This is a genomic window from Nonomuraea sp. ATR24, assembly GCF_041950485.1.
Lineage (GTDB): Bacteria > Actinomycetota > Actinomycetes > Streptosporangiales > Streptosporangiaceae > Nonomuraea > Nonomuraea ceibae.
Genome location: NZ_JBGNUU010000001.1, coordinates 275,692 through 293,664, shown reverse-complemented (window position 1 = coordinate 293,664; position 17,973 = coordinate 275,692). Strand labels below are relative to the sequence as shown.

Genomic DNA, 17,973 nt, shown 5'->3' with positions numbered 1-17,973 from the left:
GCCTAGGCTGGGAGCGACCACGGCCAGGACCGTGACCATGCGATGGACGGCGAGCTACAGTGCTCCGTGTGGGGAGTGACTCCGCGGCGGGGCTGGGCGTGCTGGACTACACCGCGCTGCGCCACATCACCGCACGCGCCGCCGACCTCCCGGACCCGATGCCGCGCGATCCGGCGGGGGAGCGCACGTGACGGGTGGGGCGGTCGTGTTCGACCTTGACGGCACCCTGGTCGACACCATGACCGTGGTGCCCGACGCGTACGCCGGCACCGTCCGCGCGCTCGGCGGTCCCGACGTCACACCGGAGCAGGTCGTGGCCGCGTGGCGGCTGGGCTCGACCCCGGCGGTGCTGGCCCATTTTCTCGGCCGCCCGCCCACGGCCGAAGACCTGGAGCACTTCCACCGCCGCCTCGACGCCGCCGCGGCGACCGTCCGGCCGTTCCCCGGTGTCGTGGAGCTGCTCGGCGACCTCGCCCGGGCCGGCCGGCCGCTCGGCGTCTTCACCGGCGCCACGCGGCGCGCGGCCACGATGATGCTGGGCGCCGCCGGCCTGACCGGTCTGTTCGCGGTCGTGGTGTGCGGCGACGAGGTCGGCCGGGCCAAACCGGCGCCCGACGGGCTGGAGCTCGCCTGCCGCCTCCTCGGCGTACGCGCCGCCGACGCCGTCTACGTGGGCGACGCCGAGACCGACCTCCAGTGCGCCCGGCGGGCGGGAGCCCGAGCCGTCCACGCGTCCTGGGGCCTGCCCACCGCCCCGTACCCCGGCCCGGTGGCCCGGCACCCGAGAGACGTGCTGGCCCTGGTCTGAGGACCGCGCGCACCGGAGCGGCCCGGGTGGCGTCGGCTCGATCAGGGTTCGCGCACCTCGACGCGGAGGATGCGGTCGTCGCCCGGGCGCGGGGCGGTGCCGCCCCAGGTGGCGCGGTCGGTGTTCGACGTGACGAGCCAGAGGGCTCCGTCGGGGGCCACCTCGACGGTGCGGATCCGCCCGTACTCGCCGGCGAAGTGGTCGATCGGCTCGGCCGTCGCGGCGCCGCCCTCGACGGGAAGCTGCCAGAGTCGCCGGCCGCCCAGCGCGCCGATCCACAGCGACCCCTCGGCGTACGCGACGCCGGAAGGGCTCGCCTCGTCGGGGTGGATCGTGGCGATCGGAGCCTGCCCGGTGGACCCGGCGATCCCCTCGGTCTCCGGCCAGCCGTAGTCCGCGCCCGCGCGAAGGACGTTCACCTCGTCCCAGGTGCGATGACCGAGCTCCGACGCGTACGGGGTGCCGTCGGGCCCGAACGCGATGCCCTGGACGTTGCGGTGGCCGCTGGAGTAGATCGGCGACGAGCCGGGATTGTCCTCGGGTACGGAGCCGTCGACCGCGATGCGCAGGATCTTGCCGTTGAGCGAGTCGTCGGCGGCGGCGTTCCCGGGCTCGAAGGCGTCACCCGTGCCGATCCACAGGTGCCCGTCCGGCCCGACGGCGATGCGGCCGCCGTGGTGCCGGTCGGCGGTCCGGATGCCGTCGAGCAGCACCCGGTCGACGGAGAGGGAGCCGTGGTCGCCGGCGATGGTGAGCGCGACGATGCGGTTCTGGTCCTGCCCGGAGACGGAGGCGTAGACGGTGCGGTCGGTCGCGAACCGGGGGGAGACGGCGATGCCGAGCAGCCCGCCTTCCGAGCTCACGTGCACACCGGGGACGACGCCGACCGTACGCGGGTCGCCGCCCTTCGCGGGGATGCGGACGATCTCGCCGGAGATCCGCTCCGAGACGAGCGCCGACCCGTCGGGCAGGAAGGCGAGCCCCCAGGGGGCCTCCAGTCCCGTCGCCAGCTCGACCGGCTCACCGAGGGTCGCGACCGGACCGGCCGGTGCGGTGCCCGGGGGCGCGGACGGGGAGGGCCCTAACGGGGAGGGCGCGGACGGGGAGGGCCCGGGCGGGGAGGGCGCGGTCACCGGCCCGCCGGGCGGGTCCGAACACCCGCTCAGCGCGACGGCGAGCGAGGCCGCGACGGCCGCCGCGCGTGATCGTGAACGCCGGGTCACCGGCCGTTTCGTGGTCAAGCCGCGCCGCCGTTGACATGGAGAACCTGGCCGTTCACCCAGCGCGCGGGCCCCGCGAGGAAGGCGACGGCCTCCGCGACGTCCTCCGGTGCGCCGAGCCGGCCCATCGGGTTCATGGAGGCGATCCGGTCGATCGTCTCCTGGCTCTTGCCCTCGAAGAACAGCGGCGTCGCGGTGGGGCCGGGCGCGACGGCGTTGACCGTGATGTCCCGGCCGCGCAGCTCGCGCGCGAGGATCAGCGTCAGCGCCTCGACGGCTCCCTTGGACGCGGCGTAGGCGCCGTAGCCCGGGATCTGCAGCCGGGTGACCGACGTGGAGAAGTTGATGATCGCGCCCCCGTCGCGCAGGCGGCGGGCGGCGAGCTGGTCGACGACGAACGTCCCGCGAACATTGGTGCGCTGGACGCGGTCGAAGGTGTCGAGATCCATCTGGGCCACGGGTGCGAGCGGCATGATGCCCGCGGTGTGGACGACGACGTCGAGTCCGCCGAACTCGCGATCCGCGACGTCGAACACCGCGGCCATCGCGTTCTCGTCCGCCACGTCCCCACCGGCGACGGCCGCGCGGCCCCCGGCGAGGGTGACCGCCTTCGCCGTCTCCTCGGCGCGGTCCCTGCTGCCCGCGTAGTGCACCACGACGGCGAAGCCGTCGGCGGCCAGGCGCTCCGCGCTCACCCTGCCGATGCCGCCGGATCCGCCGGTGACGAGCGCGACGCGCTCTGTGCTGTTCACCATGTCATGCGCCTTCGCTAGGATATGAACGAGTTGTTCACATATGACGGTAGCACCGAAATGAACAGATAGTCCATAAGTGGAGTGACGATGTCCGAGAGCGTTGCCGACCGACGCGGCCGAGGCCGCCGCCCCGCCGCGGAGGTGCGCGCCGCGGTGCTCACGGCGGCCGGGCGCATCCTGCTGCGAGACGGCATGCAGGCGGTCACGTTCGACCGCGTGGCGATGGAGGCGGGATCGAGCAAGACGACCCTGTACAAGTGGTGGCCGTCGCCGGGCGCGCTCGCGGCCGAGGCGTACTTCGCCCATAGCCGGCGGACGCTGGACTTCCCCGACACCGGGGACGTGCGCGCCGACCTGATCACCCAGCTCGGCGCGTTCGTCCGGTGGCTGAAGGACGAAGGGGCGGAGAAGCCCGTGTCCGAGCTCGTCGGCGCGGCCCAGATGGACGCGAGCCTCGCCCAGGCGTGGTCGGAGAGTTACGCGCTGCCCCGGCGCGAGCTCGCCCGGGAACGGCTGCGCATCGCGCAGCGGGACGGTCAGCTGCGCGAGGACGCGGACCTGGACGTCATCGTGGACCAGCTGTGGGGCGCCTGCTACCACCGGCTGCTCGTGCTCCGGGTGCCCTTCGACGAGTCGATCGTCGAGCGCCTGGTCGACCATGCGCTCTACGGGGCGGCGCCGCGCTCGGCGGGTGCGGGATGACCACCGCGGCGAGGAAGGCACTTTACAAAAGACATCGGAGAGTTATCGTCTGATTACGTGGAGAATCGTGATTCTGGTCAGCCTCCCACCGGAGGAGAGGGCACGGGCGGTTCGGAGCCCGATGTGCGCTTCACCTTCGCCAACGAACGCACGATGCTGGCGTGGAACCGGACCGCGCTCGCCCTGGTCGTCGCGGGCCTCGCGATCGTGCAGCTACTGCCGCCGTTCGCCGGGTTACCGGGGGGCCGGCGGCTGCTGGCGCTTCCCCTGATCCTTCTCGGCGCCCTCCTGCCGGGCGGCGCGTACCTGGAGTGGCGCCGCAACCAGCGCGCGCTGCGCCACGGCCGCCCGCTGCCGGGCTCGCCCCTGCCCCGGATCCTGGTCCTCGTCCTCATGTGCGTGGCGGTGGCCGCCGGCGTCCTCGCGCTGAGGCAGGGCTGACATGGCAGGTTCCGCTCCCCGTGACGGCGGGACCGATGCCTCGGAACCGGAACCGGACCCGGGCCTGGCGCGCGAACGCACCCACCTGGCCTGGATCCGCACCGGCATGTCGTTGATCGCGTTGTGCGTCACCCTGCTCAAGGCGGCTCCCCTGCTGGGCGTGGTGGCCCTGGCCGCCGGCGTTCTGGCGTGGGCCGTCGGCCGCGTGGCGCACTCCACGGGATGGCGGCCGGGTCGCGGGCGCCGGCCGCTGAAGCCGCTGACCGTGCTGGTCACGCTGGTGGGCGTGGCCGGGATGCTGCTGGCGGTCAACCCGGGCGGGCAGCAGCCGCCGGTCAGGCCCACGCACTCGACGTATCGCGGTGCCGGCGTCGTCCAGCCCGGCCACGATCGTCAGCCGCGATCCGCCCCGGCGCCGTCAGGCCGACGAGCTCTCCACGGCGTCCCGCTCCTCGGCCGCCCGCCTCCGGAGCGGCACGCCGTACCGGCGATGGATCACCAGCCATACGGCCAGCGTGGCGGCGACGGCCGCCAGGACGACCGCGGTCACGGCGGCCGGGCCGAGGCCGGACATCTTCGCGGCGGAGGCCAGCAGCAGGAAGGTCAGAAGCAGGCGCAGCGGCCCGGCGGGGGCGCGTGAGGAGATGCGCGCCCCGAGGTAGATGCCGGGAAGGGAGCCGGCCAGCAGCGCCGTGGTGATCTCCAGCCTGAAGTCACCGAACAGCAGGTGTCCGATCGCGGCGGAGATCACCAGCGGCACGGCCTGCAGCAGGTCGGTGCCGACCAGCTGGTTGGCCTTGAGCATCGGGTAGAGCGCCACGAGCGCGACGATGATCAGCGAGCCGGAGCCCACCGACGTGATGCCGACGACGAGCCCGCCGAGCGCGCCGACGGCGGCGGTGGGGACAGGCCGCACCCGGAGCGGAGCGGTGCTCCGGGCACGGTGCCCGGCGGGCGCTGCGCCGCTGCTGCGGCCGACCTTGTCGAGCGCGGCCCCGTAGCTGCGGTGCGCCAACGTGGCGGCGGCGATCAGCAGCGCCGCCGCCATGGCGATCTCGATCACGTCGTGAACGCGCTCGCCGTCCCCCAGAGCCCTCGCGACCAGCACGCCGCCGAACGCGGCGGGCACCGAGCCCGCGCACAGCCAGGCCACCAGCCGCAGGTCGATGGTCCCCCGGCGGTAGTGCACCGCGCTGCCGACCGGCTTCATCACCGCGGCGGCCACCAGGTCACTGGAGACCGCCGCCATGGGTGACACGCCGAAGAACGTCACGAGCATCGGCGTCATCAGCGCGCCCCCTCCCATACCGGTGAGCCCGATCATCAAGGCCACCGCAAAAGCGCCGAATGCCATGGCGAAATCGAATTGCACAGCAGTGTCCTTCGCTCGCGGGAGGGGACGAATGTCGGGAGGCGGCCGCCGTATTCGGTCTGCCCCTGGCGTTGATTTGGCTAACTGAAATGAGAAAACGCTAATCAGTGCCGACCGGCGAATGCCGCCATTGCTGCTTTTGCCCCGAGCGGCTTCCGGTATCAGGTGAGCGAATGGCCCCGGGGCCACATCGTGTCGAGCCGGGCCGCCGTGATCCGGTACGCCTCCTCCACGGCCGAGGTGAGCACGACGTCGCCGCCCGGCCCGGCGGCGGCCAGATACTCGCGCAGCACGATCGACTCGGCCGTGTCGGCCAGGTCGAGCAGGCCGCTGATCCGCGCGGCCACCGCCACGAGGTCGCCCCTCGCCGGCACGCCGCCGTCGCCGCCCTCGGGCTCGCGCAGCGCGATGGCGCCGAGCGCGGCGGCGGCCGCCGACAGGGTGGCCACGTCGACCGGGTCGACGTCGACCAGGCGCAGCGGCACGTGCTCGATCCGGCCGCACGAGGCGTAGACCCGGCCGGCCAGTCGTGCCTCGACCGCCCGGCGTCCCTGGGTGAGCGCGACCGCCCGCCACAACCGCCGTAGCGCGGCCAGCGCCGCGCCGTCCGCGAGAGGTTCCGGCAGCGTCGCCCCGGCTCGCTCAGCGGCCCGCAGGGACAGCAACAGCCGCTCCAGCCGCCCGACGGCCCCGGCCAGTTCGTCGCCCAGATCGGGCACCAGAACCGCGCGGGGACCTGGATCCAGCCCCATGACCGTGACGCTACACAGAACGCCCGGCCCCGTCACCGCCCGGCCGCGCGGGGCCCGTCAGCCCGGGAGCGCGTCCAGCTCGTCGGCCCTGCGCAGATCCTTGGGGCGGCCCAGCGCGCGACGCATCCGGATCAGGTCCTCCCGGCAGACGTAGCGGACCACCAGCCCGTCCGGGCCGGTCGCGGCGACCGCGCGGTCGAGGCAGTCCCCGACCTGGAGGCCGCCCCAGGCCAGCGCCGGGGTGCAGCAGTCGCCGTCGGCTCCGGCCGAGGTGAACTGCGTTTTGGGCCGGAGCAGGGAGTCCGGGCGAGCCGGCAGGGGCCTGCCGCTCTCGTCCATGAGCCGGGCGCCGACGGCGGCGAGCGCGGCCGTCAGGGCGGGGGCATGGGCCGGGTCGCCGTCCCAGAGCAGGTCCAGGTCGCGGGTCGGTTCGGTGGAGCCGTGCATGATGCCGGCGACCTGCCCGATGACGACGGCCCGGGCGCCGTGGCGGTGGAGGGCTTCGAGCAGGGGGAACGGGTCGAACGCGGGGGCGTCGTCCGCGCCTGCCAGGTCACGGGCGCGCCGGGTGGCGGCGCGGAGCCTTTCCAGCGGTGTGTCGATCATCCATGCCATCCAACACCCACCCGCCCCCGTGGAACAGCACCTCCGGCCCGGGCTGCCGCGGACGCTGCTGATCCAGGGCGGCCGCGACATCCTCCAGACCGCCGGGTACACCAGGGACTTCGCCGCCCGCCTCGCCCAGGCCGGGGTGCGGCACGAACTCGTGGAGATCCCGTACGCGGACCACCAGTTCGACCTGGTCTGGGGCGGTTTCGGCAGCCAGATCGCCCGGCACGTCGTACGGGACTTCCTGAACGCGGGCTAACTAGCCGAGCAGGCCGCGGCGGTAGCCCTCGCCGACGGCGGCGGCGCGGTCGCGGACGCCGAGCTTGTCGTAGATGTGCAGCAGATGGGTCTTGATGCTGGCCTCGCTGATGAAGAGCTTGGCGGCCGCCTGGCGGTTGGTGGCGCCGTCGGCGACGAGGGTGAGGACCTGGAGTTCGCGGTCGGTGAGCGCGGCCTTGGCCGGCCGGCGTACCTGGCCCATCAGGCGGCCGGCGACCGAGGGGGACAGGACCGGCTCGCCCGCGGCGGCGGCGCGGACGGCGCGCAGGAGCTCGTCGGTGGGGGCGTCCTTGAGGAGGTAGCCGGTGGCGCCGGCTTCGATGGCGGGCAGGACGTCGGAGTCGCCGTCGAAGGTGGTCAGGACGAGGGCCTTGATGTGCGGGTGGGAGCGGCGCAGGGCGGTGATGGCGCTGACGCCGTCCATCTCGGGCATGCGCAGGTCCATGAGGACGATGTCCACGTCGAGGGCGGCGGCGCGTTCGAGTCCTTCGCGGCCGTTGGCGGCCTCGCCGGCGACGTCGATGTCCGGTTCGGCGTCGAAGGCCGCGCGCAGGCCGTCGCGGACGATGGGGTGGTCGTCCACGATGAGGAGGCGGATCATCGCCGGTCCCCCTGGATGGCGGGGACGGTGGCGCTGACGGCGGTGCCCTCGCCGGGCGTGGTCTCGAATTCGAGGGAGCCGCCGACGCCGCGTACGCGTTGTCTCATGCTGCTGAGTCCGAATCCTTCGCTGTTGGGGTGGTGGATGCCGGTGCCGTTGTCGCGGATGTCGAGGAGCACGACCGGTCCGGTGTAGGAGAGGGTGAGGCCGGCGCGGGTGGCGCCCGAGTGCTTGGCGACGTTGGTGAGGGCTTCCTGCGCGACGCGGAACAGGGTCACCTCGATGGCGGGGCTGAGGGGGACGCGGTCGCCGGTGACCTCGACGTGGAGGTCGACGCCGGTGCCCTCGGACCAGCCGCGGGCCAGGGTGGTCATGGCCTCGGGCAGGTGGGCGTCCTCTAGCTGGTGGGGCTGGAGGGCGGAGACGGAGCGGCGCGCTTCGGTGAGGCTGTCCTGGGCGAGGGTGAGCGCACGGGCGATGTGGGCGTCGGAATCCTCGACGCGCTGGGCGGCGCGGAGCTGGGTGATGATGCCGGTGAGGCCCTGCGCGAGGGTGTCGTGGATCTCGCGCGCCATGCGCTGGCGCTCGTCGAGTATCCCGGCCTGGTGGGCCTGGGCCAGGAGCTGGGCGTGGAGGTCGGCGTTCTCCGCCATGGCGGTCTGCAGGTCGCTGGCGGCCTTCCGGTACTTGCGCTGCCGCTCCTCGATCTTGAGGCCGGCGATGGAGCCGCCGCCGATGGCGATGGTCTGCACGGCGATGATCACCAGGTAGAAGGCGATGAGCTGGAGGGTGGCCTGGCTCCAGTCGAGCGTCGACCCGTACAGGATGCAGGAGGTGGTGGCGACGGCGGCGAAGGTCCACCTGGAGGGCGCGAAGTGGGCGGCGAGGAAGAAGCCGGAGATGCAGTAGATGACGAAGATGGGGTCGTGGAAGGTCAGCAGCGCGGCGGTGGCCAGGACGCCGAGGAAGTGAACGGTGACGTAAATCCGGCGCCGGCGCACGGCGGCGGGGAGAAGGGTGCGGGTCCCGACGATCCAGGCGAGGGCCAGGGCGGCGAGCCCGAGGGTGCGGGCGATCCCGCCTGGAGGCTGGTCGGGGGAGGCCAGGCTGATGACGAGGGAGACGGCGAGGGTGACGTAGGGGACGATCTCGACGGCGTTCTCGAAGCGTCGTTCCCAAGGGGAGAGCGGGAAGGGGTCGTTCATCCGGAGCATGCCCTCCTCTCGGGAAACGTACGGATTTCAGCTGGTAGGGGCCGTTGAGGAAGAGCTTAGGCGCATGGGGATCAGGAAGGCATAGCCGTACATGAGCAACCCGGTGGCGATCATGGCGATGATCGTGGGCCACTGCCACATCGACGGGAGATGAAGGGCGAGGAACCATGAGGGGCCCTCGACGCCGAAGATCTTCATGAACAGGGGCGCGACCCCCTGGGGGAACAGGGGAAGCCAGGCGATGAGGTGGCAGATCATGACGCCGATGCGGTGCTGGACGGGGAGGTCCGCGGTGGTGGGCTTGTCGGGCGTGGGCGCCGGGCCGTGCTTCATGAGGTTGAGCAACTCGATCCCGCGGGACTCGAGCCTGCGGTAGGCGATCCTGCCGAATCCCCACATGCTGAGGGCGCCGGTCAGCAGACCGGCGGCGATGCCGGCCAGCGGGTGATACAGGATGGCCCCGGCCGCGGGCAGGGCGGTGGTGGGGACCGCGATGAGCACGAGCCAGGCGATGCCGGTCTCGGCGGATTCGTCGGCGCCGGTGCTGAGCGGGTTGCCGCCGCGCTTGTGCGGGTCGGTGCCGGGGACCAGCGAGGTGACGCCGAGCAGGACGATGAGCCCGGCCCCGCCGCCGAGGAGGGCGGGGAGCAGGCCGAGCACCCACGGCCAGGCCCAGCTCTCGCCGCTGACGAGCGTGCCGGCCAGGGAGAGGAGCACCGCGGGCGGCCCGACGGCGAGGAGCCAGGCGAGCTGGCGTCCGCGGACGTCGGAGCGCTCCGCGCCCGGGGTCATGAGGGTGAGCCAGAGGGCGGTCCCGTCGGCGCCGTAGAGGTTGGCCGAGGACGAGGCGGCCATCACGATCGCGATGAGCCCGGTGAACGGGACCATGATCCACGCGTCGATGGCGAGAAGCAGGAGAGGCGTGACGATCGCGTAGGAGAAGGCGGTGGCGAGGAGCTGGATGCGGACGAGGTCGCGCCACCAGGCGCGCAGTTCCTTGGCGGCGGTGATCCGGGCGCCGCTGGTGGTGGCGGGGAGGGGCCGGGGCGTGCCGCGGCGGGACGGCACACCGCCGCGCACGGCTGAGACGACACGCCGCGACAGCAGCCGGGCCCAGACGGCCAGGAGGAGGCCGATCACGCCGGCGCCCGCGACGAGGATGGCGAGGGCGAGGGGCCACGAGGCTTCGACGGCGGCCACGCCCCATCCGGACGGCAGGACGCGGAAGACGGTCTCGAACCACGCGGCGGTGTCGGTGCCGCCCAGTGCCGCCGCGAGCGCCCAGCCGTTGCTGCACAGGGCGATGGCGGTGCCGATCAGCACGCCGACGGTGGTCGCCGTGAGCCGGGACCTGACGAACAGCCCGATGAGCGCCACGAAGACGCGGGAGATCATCACCATGGTGATCAGTGTGCTGACCGCGGCCACCAGGCCGACGAGCACTCCGACCGGGCCGAAGCGCCACCCGTACACGGGCAGGGACATCAGGGCGAGGAGATTGACGGCGGGCGCGGGGCCGGCGAAGGCCCCGGCGAGCAGCGCCACCGCGACCTGGCGCGGCGTGGCCGGGAGCATGGAGAAGTATTCGGGGCGGAGCGCCTCGCTGCCGCCCCCGAAGAGGAGGGGGCCGAAGATCCAGCCGGAGAGCCAGCCGGCCAGCGTGAGAGGCAGGTAGGCGGGCCACAGGACGGCGACGGCGATCGTACCGACGGCCAGGAGCACCCCGAGCGAGACGCCGGTGGTGAGGTTGGCGGCGTCGTCACCGCGCAGGGAGTTGCGCATGATCGCCAGCCGCATGCGGATCATGTGCTGGGCGGCCACCGGGGCCGGGGTCAGGAGGTGAGCCATGCCAGCCCCTCCGCTCCTCCGGTGCGGGCGCCGACGAGATCGACGAAGGCGTCGTCCAGGCTTCCGCCGCCGCGTACGTCGGCCAGCGGCCCGGCGGCCACGACGCGGCCGTCGGAGATGACGCCCACGTGGTCGCAGAGCTGTTCGACGAGGGCCATGACGTGGCTGGAGATGATCACCGAGCCGCCGCTGCCCGCGAACCTGCGCAGGATGGTCCTGATCGTGGCCGCGGAGACGGGGTCGACGGCCTCGAAGGGCTCGTCCAGGACGAGCAGGCGGGGCGCGTGCAGGAGGGCGATGGCCAGGCCGATCTTCTTGCGCATGCCGGTGGAGTACTCGATGACCAGGGTCCGCTCCGCGGAGTCCAGCTCCAGGACGCGGAGCAGCTCGTCTGCGCGCTCGGCGACGACGGCCGGCTCCATGCCCCGCAGCAGCCCGAGGTAGGTGAGGACCTCACGGCCGGTGAGCCGTTCCGGCATGGCGTTGCCGTCGGGCAGCACGCCGATCAGCTCCTTGGCGCGCACGGTGTCACGCCAGACGTCGACGCCGAAGATCTCGGCGCTGCCGGCGTCGGGGCGCAGCAGGCCGACGGACATGGCCAGGGTGGTGGTCTTGCCGGAGCCGTTGGGCCCGACCAGACCGTAGAACGATCCGGCGGGCACGGTGAGGTCGACGTCGTCGACGGCCACGTGGTCGCCGAAGACCTTGCGGAGTCCGGTGGTGCGGAGAGCGGGCTCCCGGGTGGTTGGCATGACTCGAGCTTCGCCCGGATGCCGGGGTGGCGGATCGTCCGGGCGGAGAGCGGGGTGGTGGATTCCGGCATCAACCGATCGGTTGATGCCGGGCCCGTTCACGGTGCGGCGCGGCCCCGGACGACGTAGGCGGTCATGCCGGTGAAGTCGAGGGTGACGTGGTAGGGCTTGAAGAAGCTGTGCGAGAAGCTGGCGTGCACGTCGAAGCCCTCTCGGCCGAGCGCAGGCCGGTCGTCGGCGTAGCAGTAGACGTCGTGGGCGGCGGCGCTGCCGAGGCGGACCTCCTCCGGGTAGCAGGGATGGCTGACAACCGGCTGCCCGCCGGCGAAAGCCTCCACCGGGCGGTCGTGGTCGGTACGGATCCGCAACCGTTCGACCGTGTCCGCGGGCATGCTCACGGCCATCTCGCCGGTCCCGCCGAGGTTCAGGGCCACCACGCGCGGGCCGGAGCCGATGGCGCCGGTGATGCTGCCCCGGGTGAACAGCAGGTGCTCGGGGGCCAGCCACAGCGGCAGCGGCTCGGCGCCGGACCGTGCGGCGGCGGCGCGGGCCGCCCTGGCCGTCTCGGGGGTCCTGCGGCGCAGGATCAGCGACCGGCCGGCGTAGTCGACGGTGGTCAGGAAGTGGTACAGGATCCACGTGCCGATCAGTCCGTCGCCGATGCCCGGGCCGTCGTCGTCTGACCAGCCCACGGGGATGTTGCGCAGCTCGATGCCGCCCAGCCGGAAGGAGTCCAGGATCCCGGACCAGATGGTCATGGTCCTGCCCTCGTACTCCAGCTTGTCCTCGGTCACGGCGCGGATCCCGGCGTCCTCCGCCGCCTTCTGCGACACGCCCAGTTGCGCGACGCGCGTGTAGAACGACAGGTTGATCGGCGGTCCGCCGTTGAGCGACGCCTGCAGCATCGGCGCCGGGTCGAGCTGCCGCCACGGCACCCGGCCCACGTCGCCGTGGATCTGGTACGGCTCGCCGCGGAACGCCGCGAACAACGTGGCGTAGCCTTCCTCACCGGCGGCCCGCCATCGCGGCACGGCGAGAGAGAACTTGTCCTGCCGGGTGTAACAGTCGGCCAGGAAATGGTTGGCCTCCTTGTCGTCGGGCGCCAGCTCGACGGCTCTCCTGAGATATTTCTCCGCGTCTTGGAACTGGTTGGACAGCAGCGCGACATAACCGCGCCGGCGGGCCGCGTGCACATTCACCGGGTCTTTCTTCAGCATTTCCTCGTACGCGCGGCCGGCCCTTTCGAACTCCCCGGCCCGGAACAGCGCATCCGCGTCACCGCCGTCGGCCAGCGCCGGCGCCGCGCCGCCCGCCAGTGGCGCGGTCGCCGCAGCACCGGCCAGTACGGCGGCGCCCCGCAGCAGCGAACGCCGGTCCCATTCTCGGCCATTGCGCAAGGCATTCTCCTTTTTCGATTCAGGCCCCTTCACTATCGACCGGCCTTGTGCGCGCCGGGTCAGCGCCGTGTCATCGTCATGTCACGGCGCACGCGAAGCCGCACCGCTTGTAGCCTTGCGTCGTGACCGGCGAACTGTTGCGCGAACAGAGGGAGCTGCAGGCCGCGGCGGACGCCGCCTATGACGATCTGGGCCTGGCCGCGGCCCTCGGGAAGATCGGCGCGCCGGCGCGGGTGGGCAGCGCGGCGCTCGGCCTGATGGTCACCCGCGACCTCGACATCGACGTGACCTGCGCGGCACTCGACGAGCACACCATCGCGGACATCTCACGCCTCGGCGCAGGCCTCGTCCTGCACCCCCGGGTACGCCAGGTGCAGATCCGCGACGACACGGGCGCGTGGAACGTCGATCCGCTCTATCCCGACGGGGTCTATCTCGGCGTGCACTACCGGGCCCCGGACGGCAACGACTGGAACCTGGACGTGTGGTTCATCGACCAGCCCGACCGCCAGCCCAGCACCGTCCACCTGCGCACGCTGCGACCCCGCCTCACCGACGAGAGCAGGGCCGCGATCCTGCTGATCAAACGTGCCCTGGCGGCTCGGGGCGGGCCGCGTGTCAGCAGCTACGACATCTACACGGCGGTCCTGGACGACGGCGTCCGCACGCCCGACGAGTTCGACAGGCGCGGGACGGGCTCGCCTGGGCCGCGCTCTTAGGTCCGGGGGATGATCCGGAAGGACGGCCGGTCGTCCTCCATCTCCGCGTCGAGGGTCTTGTCGTCCAGGAACGAGGCGGCGCTCGGTTCGAGGTACACCCGTACGCCCTCCGCCTCGAGGATCTGATCCTCCGGGTGCGGGCCGCCCGAGACCGACAGCTCCAGAGATCTGTCGGAGCCGTTGGTGGAGGAGGCCGCGATGCGCAGCCCGGTGTCCGGCGGAGTTTCGGGTTGTGTGGTCAGATCGCGGATCGCCGCGACCGCGTCGGTGGTCAGCGTGAGCACGGCCACTCCTCCCGGGTTGTCCGCTCGCTACTGCTTCTGAAGCCCTGCCCGCGCTGGAGAGGCCAATAACCCCAAGTGGGGGCAAATGGTGTCAATTACGACACCGCGAGTGATGCGGCCTCGGCGCGCCGCCGCGCCGAGACCGGGCCTCAGGAACCGGCTACACCCAGTTCTTCACCCTTTCCCCGGCAGCCTTGGAATGCCTGCCCGCGATGATGTCCGGGGTACTCGAAGCGCTGCCGGCCAGCAGCCCGGTCTCCGCCGTGCGCGTCACAGCCACTCCCGGCTCGCCGGCGGCGCCGTCGTACGCGACCGGCCCGGTCAGCAGCACTCCACCGCCGACGGCGGCGATACCGAAGCCGGCCACTGTGATCATTATCTTCAGCTTGCGCATGATTCCTCCTGCGTACTCGGGATGGGGCAGGCCCTCGCAAGACGGGTCTCGCGGAGCTCTTCCTGAGCCGGCCGCCCCACCGGGTCGAGCTTGGCAGCGCGAGCGCAGCAAGATCCATACCGCCTGCGCTACCTCCGGCGGTAGCGCTGCCTGTCGGCCGGACGCGCTGGGCGGATCCTGTGCCGATCGCTCAAGGAGGCCGGGCCGCGCCCTCGGCCTGGCGGAAGCGGTCGATGATCTCCGGCAGCCTCGGGGCCTGCTCGAACAAGACAGGCCCGCCTCCTCGGCGACGCGATCCGTCGTGCTGGGCGAGAACGCGAGCCGCCGCCTCCTCGATGCGCCGGCGCGTCTCCCGGGCGCGCTGCTGGCGCGGCGTCTTCCTGGGGCGATGGGGCGAGCGGGCGGGGGCGCCGGACGCCGTCAGAAGCGAGTACAAAAAGCGAGGGATTCCTCATAGTCTAGCCGCCCTGCTCAGCAAACCCCCAGGAGGTATCCCGTGGCCATGTCCGCTGTGAACGAAGGCTCGCGCGAGGTCGCGCCGATCGGCGGCGTCCTTCCCTTCCTGCTGCCGTTCGGCGTCTACGTCGTGCACACGCTGGAGGAACTGCCCGGCTTCGCGGCCTGGGCCACCCGGCACTTCGGCCCGGAGACCACCGGCATGTTCGCCGCCTACCACATCCCGCTCGTCCTGCTGGTCCTGGCGACCTCCTGGCGGGCCATGCGCCAGGGCCGGCACGGCGGGTGGGTGGTGCTGGCGACCGCCTTCCAATGGCAGTTCGCCATGAACGCCCTGTTCCACCTCGGCGCCTGGGTTGCCCTCGGCGAATACTCGCCGGGAGCCGTCACCGCCAGTGTGGTCTCCCTCCCCGCGACAGCCGTCTATCTGGCCTGGATCAGGCGCGAAGGACGGGCGGACACCCGGGAGATCGCCCTCGCCCTCCTGCTGGGGACGCTCATCGCCGCCGCGGCGGTCGGCTTCCTGTTCCTGTGAGGCCGGTCATCGTGCTGGGCTGACGACGTCGTCGCCGAAGACGGCCGCGAGGGCCCTGCCGATCAGGGCGGGCAAGTCGGTCCGCCCGTCGTCCTCGGCCCAGCGCACCATCGCCGTGTGCAGGGCGGCCAGGCAGGCGCTGGCCGCCGCCTGGGCCCGGAACGCCGCGTCGGGGTCGGCGGGATCGTTCGCCAGGGCGCCGATGATGGCCTGCTGGAGGGCGTACTGGTTGTCCAGGTGCCTGGCCCGCAGGGCGGGCGTGGAGATCATGAGCTGGAGGCGGGCGAGCAGGAACTGCCGGTCCGCTGCCATATCGTCGCCGGTCAGGGCCGTGGCGGCGTCGACGAGCGCGCCGCCGATGCGGCGGACCAGGGGCAGGCCGGCGGGCGACGCGGCGATCCGCTCGGCGATGAGCCTGCCGTGCTCGTCGACGAGCACGAGGTCTTCCTTGGTGGGGAAGTGCCGGTAGACGGTCATGGGCGAGACTCCGGCCGCGTCGGCGACGTCGTTCATGGTCGTGGCGTCGTAGCCGCGTTCGCTGAACAGCCGTATCGCGTGCCCCTGGATCGTGCGCCGCGTCTGGGCCCGTCGTCGTGCTCGCAGGGTTGAGTGCTGCTCCGGCATGTGTTAGACACTACCATCGTGATAGTCACTACCAAATCGGTAGTCGCTAACAGTAAGGAGTGGTGGACATGAGTGATCTCATCGGCAGGACGGCCCTGGTGACCGGCGCCTCGCGCGGCATCGGCCAGGCGATCGCGACCCGGCTGGCGGGCAGGGGAGCGATGGTGATCGTGCACTACGGCACGGACGCGGACGGCGCGACGGCGACGGCCGGCCGGATCGAGCGCGACGGCGGGACCGCCGTCACCGTCCGGGCCGAGCTGGGCGTGGACGGCGACGTCGACGAGCTCTTCGCGGGAGTCGAGGCCGTTCTGGCCGGGCGGCCCCTCGACATCGTGGTCAACAACGCGGCAGCGCAGCCGGCCGGTCCGCTCGGCGCCACGACGCGGGCCGAGTTCGACCACCTGTTCGCCGTGAACGTACGGGCGCCGTACTTCATCATCCAGCGCGCCCTGCCCCTGATGCGCGACGGCGGCCGGATCGTCACGATCTCGTCCGTCGCGACCCGCATGGCCAACCCCGCCCAGACGTCCTTCGCCATGACCAAGGGCGCGATCGAGACCATGAGCCTGACCCTGGCCAACGAGCTCGGCGTCCGGGGCATCACCGTGAACGCCGTCGCCCCCGGCGCCACCCGCACCCCCGCCAACGCGGCCGTCTTCGACGCGCCCGGCCTGGCCGGCTTCATCGCCGGGTCTACGGCACTCGACCGCCTCGGCAGCGCCGACGACGTCGCCGACGTGGTCGCCTTCCTCGCCTCCGACGCCGCCCGATGGATCACCGGCCAGGTCGTCGACGCCAGCGGCGGCCTGTTCCTGGGGCCGCGCGCCTGACCTCGCCGCGCCGGCCTCAGGCGCTTCCGGCCAGCATGAGGTTCATCAGCGGGCCGGCGAGCGCCGCCTTGCCTCGGCCGGGGAGGGCGGCCAGGCGAGCCGTCCGCGCGGGCAGCAGACGCAGGTCCTCCTCCGTCACCGTGCGGGCGACGGCCAGCGCCGCGGCAGGATGGTTGTCCAGGATGCTGTGCGCCAGCCCGTCGAAGGGCACGAGCACGCCGTGGGGAGTCAGCTCGCTGATCCGCTGCGCGACGGCCGGTATGGACCGCAGGTCCCTGGCTCCGGACACCACGGCGACAGGCCAGGTGAAGCTCCGCAGAGCGGCGGGCGCGTCGACGGGCTCACCGGTGAAGGCGGGGAACCGGCCGGCGATGGAGGCGTACGGCAGGGCGGAGTCCAGGGGCAGGCCGTCCGGCTTCAGCGCGTAGGCCTCACGGAAGTTGATCACCCCGGCGAGGTCGAACTCCATCACGTACGGGCGCACCCGGGTCGTCTCGCCGGTGACCAGGGCGGCCAGCCGGTCCCAGAGCCCGCGCCTGCCCTTGTCCACCGCCATGAGCAGCTTGGACAGCAGCGGAACCCCGCCGAGCTCGTAGGCGAGCGGGACCACGACGGCCGTGTCCTCGTCCGTGACCTTGCCCGACTCCACCAGGGCGCGCAGCGCCGCCGCCACGCCCCTGGTCTCGGGCTCGTCGCCGTCCCACAGCAGCCTTCGCAGGTACGCCCGGCAGAGGTCGAAGTCGTCGGCCGAGGCGTAGGTGGAGTCGAGCACCATGCCGGACACGCGCTCCGGATGGGTGGCGCCGAGCACCTGCGCGAGATAGCCGCCGTAGGAGGTGCCGTAGACGACGGCCCGGTCCACGCCGCACGCGTCGAGCACCGCCACCAGGTCCTCGACCGCCGCCGTGACGGTGAGATCCTCCCACCGCAGATCCATGCCGGTACGGTCACGCCGGGAGAAGCCGACGCCCCGGTGCTCGACCATGATCACGTCGAATCCCCGGTGGGCGGCCAGGCGCCTGAGCCGGCGATACGGGACGACCGAGCCCAGCCCCGGTCCTCCCGGGATCACCAGCAGCGGCGTCGCCCCCCGCCGCCCCGTACGCACGTAGGCCAGATCGAGGCTGCCCCGCGGGACACGCCGGACGCCGTGGCGCCGATCAGAGCGGATCTTCATGGCCCTCATGAAAGACCTTGACGTTACGTCAAGGTCAAGAGCCCCGCGCCCCGGGCTCAGGCGGGCGGGTCCGTGGGGCCGGTGAGGCCGTGGAGGAGCAGGTCGGCGACCAGGCGCATCCTCGACCCCGGCGCCCCCTAGCCGGCGTACGCGGGCCTGTACTCGGCCTCCGGCGTGGCCGACGGCCCCGACGTCGAGCCC

The 17,973-nt window shown here is 72.5% G+C and carries 22 protein-coding genes and 1 pseudogene; 9 read left to right on the top strand and 14 right to left on the bottom strand.

The window, feature by feature from the left end; genetic code table 11:
- Positions 1-68 precede the first annotated feature (68 nt).
- Together ACBI99_RS01425 and ACBI99_RS01420 are read left to right on the top strand one after the other, a co-directional pair.
- Positions 69-191, top strand: a complete 123-nt coding sequence (locus ACBI99_RS01425; protein ID WP_357591927.1) for a hypothetical protein — start codon at positions 69-71, stop codon at positions 189-191.
- Positions 188-808 (top strand): HAD family hydrolase, encoded by a 621-nt coding sequence (locus ACBI99_RS01420; RefSeq protein WP_375071496.1) that lies wholly within the window; start codon positions 188-190, stop codon positions 806-808. The genes ACBI99_RS01425 and ACBI99_RS01420 overlap by 4 nt, the downstream gene beginning before the upstream one ends.
- A gap of 41 nt (positions 809-849) precedes the next feature.
- Here the strand turns inward: ACBI99_RS01420 and ACBI99_RS01415 are convergent, their stop codons facing one another.
- On the bottom strand, positions 850-2,031 hold the full coding sequence (locus ACBI99_RS01415) for a PQQ-dependent sugar dehydrogenase (protein WP_375071495.1): 1,182 nt from the start codon (positions 2,029-2,031) through the stop codon (positions 850-852).
- Between the two features lie 14 nt (positions 2,032-2,045).
- A complete protein-coding gene (locus ACBI99_RS01410; protein ID WP_375071494.1) occupies positions 2,046-2,783 on the bottom strand; it encodes an SDR family oxidoreductase in 738 nt (245 codons plus the stop codon).
- Between the two features lie 87 nt (positions 2,784-2,870).
- On the opposite strand from ACBI99_RS01410, the gene ACBI99_RS01405 reads away from it, so the two are divergent.
- The 3 genes and pseudogenes from ACBI99_RS01405 to ACBI99_RS01395 all read left to right on the top strand — a co-directional run.
- Positions 2,871-3,485 (top strand): TetR/AcrR family transcriptional regulator, encoded by a 615-nt coding sequence (locus ACBI99_RS01405; protein ID WP_219502847.1) that lies wholly within the window; start codon positions 2,871-2,873, stop codon positions 3,483-3,485.
- Positions 3,486-3,608: 123 nt separating this feature from the next.
- On the top strand, positions 3,609-3,926 hold the full coding sequence (locus ACBI99_RS01400) for a YidH family protein (protein WP_375071493.1): 318 nt from the start codon (positions 3,609-3,611) through the stop codon (positions 3,924-3,926).
- A 1-nt stretch (position 3,927) separates the two neighbouring features.
- Positions 3,928-4,143, top strand: a pseudogene (locus tag ACBI99_RS01395) (DUF202 domain-containing protein); the annotation flags it as partial.
- Positions 4,144-4,344: 201 nt separating this feature from the next.
- On the opposite strand, the gene ACBI99_RS01390 reads toward ACBI99_RS01395, so the two are convergent.
- From ACBI99_RS01390 to ACBI99_RS01380, 3 genes are all read right to left on the bottom strand, one after another.
- Positions 4,345-5,232 carry a sulfite exporter TauE/SafE family protein gene (locus ACBI99_RS01390; RefSeq protein ID WP_375071673.1) on the bottom strand — a complete coding sequence of 296 codons (888 nt, stop codon included), beginning with the start codon at positions 5,230-5,232 and terminating at the stop codon, positions 4,345-4,347.
- 227 nt (positions 5,233-5,459) lie between these two features.
- On the bottom strand, positions 5,460-6,050 hold the full coding sequence (locus ACBI99_RS01385) for a hypothetical protein (RefSeq protein ID WP_375071492.1): 591 nt from the start codon (positions 6,048-6,050) through the stop codon (positions 5,460-5,462).
- Between the two features lie 57 nt (positions 6,051-6,107).
- Entirely contained in the window at positions 6,108-6,656 is a 549-nt protein-coding gene (locus ACBI99_RS01380; RefSeq protein WP_375071491.1) for a hypothetical protein, read from the bottom strand.
- A gap of 28 nt (positions 6,657-6,684) precedes the next feature.
- Here ACBI99_RS01380 and ACBI99_RS01375 point away from each other — a divergent pair, with 28 nt between their 5' ends.
- Positions 6,685-6,918, top strand: coding sequence for an alpha/beta hydrolase (locus ACBI99_RS01375; protein ID WP_375071490.1), 234 nt, complete (start codon positions 6,685-6,687; stop codon positions 6,916-6,918).
- Here ACBI99_RS01375 and ACBI99_RS01370 read toward each other — a convergent pair whose 3' ends face one another.
- The 5 genes from ACBI99_RS01370 to ACBI99_RS01350 all read right to left on the bottom strand — a co-directional run bounded on the left by ACBI99_RS01370 (position 6,919) and on the right by ACBI99_RS01350 (position 12,750).
- Entirely contained in the window at positions 6,919-7,539 is a 621-nt protein-coding gene (locus ACBI99_RS01370; protein WP_219502830.1) for a response regulator transcription factor, read from the bottom strand.
- Entirely contained in the window at positions 7,536-8,744 is a 1,209-nt protein-coding gene (locus ACBI99_RS01365; protein ID WP_375071489.1) for a sensor histidine kinase, read from the bottom strand. The genes ACBI99_RS01370 and ACBI99_RS01365 overlap by 4 nt, the downstream gene beginning before the upstream one ends.
- Before the next feature lie 36 nt (positions 8,745-8,780).
- Positions 8,781-10,601, bottom strand: a complete 1,821-nt coding sequence (locus tag ACBI99_RS01360; protein WP_375071488.1) for a hypothetical protein — start codon at positions 10,599-10,601, stop codon at positions 8,781-8,783.
- Positions 10,586-11,353, bottom strand: a complete 768-nt coding sequence (locus tag ACBI99_RS01355; RefSeq protein ID WP_375071487.1) for an ABC transporter ATP-binding protein — start codon at positions 11,351-11,353, stop codon at positions 10,586-10,588. The genes ACBI99_RS01360 and ACBI99_RS01355 overlap by 16 nt, the downstream gene beginning before the upstream one ends.
- 98 nt (positions 11,354-11,451) lie before the next feature.
- Entirely contained in the window at positions 11,452-12,750 is a 1,299-nt protein-coding gene (locus ACBI99_RS01350) for a tetratricopeptide repeat protein (protein WP_375071486.1), read from the bottom strand.
- Positions 12,751-12,872: 122 nt separating this feature from the next.
- On the opposite strand from ACBI99_RS01350, the gene ACBI99_RS01345 reads away from it, so the two are divergent.
- A complete protein-coding gene (locus tag ACBI99_RS01345) occupies positions 12,873-13,469 on the top strand; it encodes a hypothetical protein (protein ID WP_219502817.1) in 597 nt (198 codons plus the stop codon).
- Here ACBI99_RS01345 and ACBI99_RS01340 read toward each other — a convergent pair.
- Complete coding sequence (locus ACBI99_RS01340) at positions 13,466-13,753, bottom strand: Fe-S cluster assembly protein HesB (protein WP_219502815.1); 288 nt, start codon at positions 13,751-13,753, stop codon at positions 13,466-13,468. The two genes, ACBI99_RS01345 and ACBI99_RS01340, sit on opposite strands and share 4 nt — an antisense overlap.
- 160 nt (positions 13,754-13,913) lie before the next feature.
- Positions 13,914-14,147 (bottom strand): hypothetical protein, encoded by a 234-nt coding sequence (locus ACBI99_RS01335; protein ID WP_375071485.1) that lies wholly within the window; start codon positions 14,145-14,147, stop codon positions 13,914-13,916.
- Positions 14,148-14,649: 502 nt separating this feature from the next.
- Between ACBI99_RS01335 and ACBI99_RS01330 the strand changes: the two genes are divergently transcribed.
- Positions 14,650-15,138, top strand: coding sequence for an HXXEE domain-containing protein (locus tag ACBI99_RS01330; RefSeq protein ID WP_375071484.1), 489 nt, complete (start codon positions 14,650-14,652; stop codon positions 15,136-15,138).
- Positions 15,139-15,144: 6 nt separating this feature from the next.
- On the opposite strand, the gene ACBI99_RS01325 is transcribed toward ACBI99_RS01330, so the two are convergent.
- Positions 15,145-15,762 (bottom strand): helix-turn-helix domain-containing protein, encoded by a 618-nt coding sequence (locus ACBI99_RS01325; RefSeq protein ID WP_357585442.1) that lies wholly within the window; start codon positions 15,760-15,762, stop codon positions 15,145-15,147.
- Positions 15,763-15,830: 68 nt separating this feature from the next.
- Between ACBI99_RS01325 and ACBI99_RS01320 the strand changes: the two genes are divergently transcribed.
- Positions 15,831-16,595: an SDR family NAD(P)-dependent oxidoreductase gene (locus ACBI99_RS01320; RefSeq protein WP_219502807.1), complete on the top strand. Its 765-nt coding sequence runs from the start codon at positions 15,831-15,833 to the stop codon at positions 16,593-16,595.
- Between the two features lie 16 nt (positions 16,596-16,611).
- Here the strand turns inward: ACBI99_RS01320 and ACBI99_RS01315 are convergent, their stop codons facing one another.
- Positions 16,612-17,772 carry an alpha/beta hydrolase gene (locus ACBI99_RS01315; protein WP_219502804.1) on the bottom strand — a complete coding sequence of 387 codons (1,161 nt, stop codon included), beginning with the start codon at positions 17,770-17,772 and terminating at the stop codon, positions 16,612-16,614.
- Positions 17,773-17,973: the final 201 nt, after the last annotated feature.

What these genes read in the sequence shown, in the direction of transcription:
- ACBI99_RS01410 (WP_375071494.1), bottom strand. Translation starts at nt 2,783, where the DNA reads ATGGTGAACAGCACAGAGCGCGTCGCGCTCGTCACCGGCGGATCCGGC.
- ACBI99_RS01320 (WP_219502807.1), top strand. Translation starts at nt 15,831, where the DNA reads ATGAGTGATCTCATCGGCAGGACGGCCCTGGTGACCGGCGCCTCGCGC.
- ACBI99_RS01390 (WP_375071673.1), bottom strand. Translation starts at nt 5,232, where the DNA reads ATGGGAGGGGGCGCGCTGATGACGCCGATGCTCGTGACGTTCTTCGGC.
- ACBI99_RS01405 (WP_219502847.1), top strand. Translation starts at nt 2,871, where the DNA reads ATGTCCGAGAGCGTTGCCGACCGACGCGGCCGAGGCCGCCGCCCCGCC.
- ACBI99_RS01330 (WP_375071484.1), top strand. Translation starts at nt 14,650, where the DNA reads ATGTCCGCTGTGAACGAAGGCTCGCGCGAGGTCGCGCCGATCGGCGGC.
- ACBI99_RS01355 (WP_375071487.1), bottom strand. Translation starts at nt 11,353, where the DNA reads ATGCCAACCACCCGGGAGCCCGCTCTCCGCACCACCGGACTCCGCAAG.
- ACBI99_RS01360 (WP_375071488.1), bottom strand. Translation starts at nt 10,601, where the DNA reads ATGGCTCACCTCCTGACCCCGGCCCCGGTGGCCGCCCAGCACATGATC.
- ACBI99_RS01335 (WP_375071485.1), bottom strand. Translation starts at nt 14,147, where the DNA reads ATGCGCAAGCTGAAGATAATGATCACAGTGGCCGGCTTCGGTATCGCC.
- ACBI99_RS01325 (WP_357585442.1), bottom strand. Translation starts at nt 15,762, where the DNA reads ATGCCGGAGCAGCACTCAACCCTGCGAGCACGACGACGGGCCCAGACG.
- ACBI99_RS01370 (WP_219502830.1), bottom strand. Translation starts at nt 7,539, where the DNA reads ATGATCCGCCTCCTCATCGTGGACGACCACCCCATCGTCCGCGACGGC.
- ACBI99_RS01385 (WP_375071492.1), bottom strand. Translation starts at nt 6,050, where the DNA reads ATGGGGCTGGATCCAGGTCCCCGCGCGGTTCTGGTGCCCGATCTGGGC.
- ACBI99_RS01380 (WP_375071491.1), bottom strand. Translation starts at nt 6,656, where the DNA reads ATGATCGACACACCGCTGGAAAGGCTCCGCGCCGCCACCCGGCGCGCC.
- ACBI99_RS01315 (WP_219502804.1), bottom strand. Translation starts at nt 17,772, where the DNA reads ATGAAGATCCGCTCTGATCGGCGCCACGGCGTCCGGCGTGTCCCGCGG.
- ACBI99_RS01365 (WP_375071489.1), bottom strand. Translation starts at nt 8,744, where the DNA reads ATGAACGACCCCTTCCCGCTCTCCCCTTGGGAACGACGCTTCGAGAAC.